Here is a 900-nt window from a genome sequence, read left to right on the forward strand (position 1 = left end):
CACTTAGAGGAGCTAACACAATGCCTGGACGCGTCGGTAGGTGATGACGCAGCAGGCCAGCTTGAGGAAGGCTTCGTGGATGTCGTCGCGGATGTCCCACCGGATCCGCAGGCGGCGAAAGCCGTGGATCCAGGCGTTCGTGCGCTCTACCACCCAGCGGACGGTGCCGAGTCCGGATCCGTGGGGTACTCCGCGTCGCGCGATGACCGGTTTGATCCCGCGTTTCCACAGCAGGCGGCGGTACTTGTCGTAGTCGTATCCCCGGTCGGCGAACAGTTGCTGTGGCCTGTGGCGGGGTCTGCCTCTGTGGCCCTTGATGTGCGGTATCGCGTCCAGCAGGGGCAGTAGCTGGGTGATGTCGTGCCGGTTGCCCCCGGTGAGCGTGACCGCCAGCGGGGTGCCGTTCGCGTCGGTGATCACGTGGTGTTTCGAGCCCGGTCTGGCACGGTCTACCGGGCTCGGACCTGTTTTGGGCCGCCCCGACGCGCCTGCCGGTGCGAGCCGTCAATCACCGCCCGCGACCAGTCCAGCTTCCCCGCCTGGTGCAGCTCAGTCAGGAGTACCTGGTGCAGCAGGTCCCACACGCCGGCCTCATGCCAGTCCCGCAGACGACGCCAGCAGGTCATGCCCGAGCCGAAGCCGAGCTCCTGGGGCAGCCATTCCCACTGGATACCCGTATGCAGGACGAACAGAATCCCCTGCAGACACCCGCGGTCATCCAGCGGCAGCCGACCCGGATACCGGCTCCGCCGCGTCCGCACCGGAAGCAACGGCTCGATCCGATCCCACAACTCGTCCGACACCACCCATGGCGGGCCGTTCCCCTTCCCCATGGACTGCCCAACGAACATGCAGCGGCCAAGACATGGCCTCACCAGCTCTTTCTGTTAGTTCCTCTTA

Annotated in this window: 1 protein-coding gene; it reads right to left on the bottom strand. The window is 65.9% G+C overall.

Annotation, left to right across the window (positions count from 1 at the left end; translation table 11 throughout):
- Positions 1–12: 12 nt before the first annotated feature.
- Positions 13–833 (bottom strand): IS5 family transposase gene (locus STSP_RS38015; RefSeq protein ID WP_408646405.1). Its coding sequence is split into 2 segments (ribosomal slippage): positions 13–489 and positions 492–833, totalling 819 coding nucleotides; the frame shifts between segments, so codons are not numbered across the junction.
- Between the last annotated feature and the right edge of the window lie 67 nt (positions 834–900).

The organism is Streptomyces jeddahensis, assembly GCF_001642995.1.
GTDB classification, from domain to species: Bacteria; Actinomycetota; Actinomycetes; order Streptomycetales; family Streptomycetaceae; genus Streptomyces; species Streptomyces jeddahensis.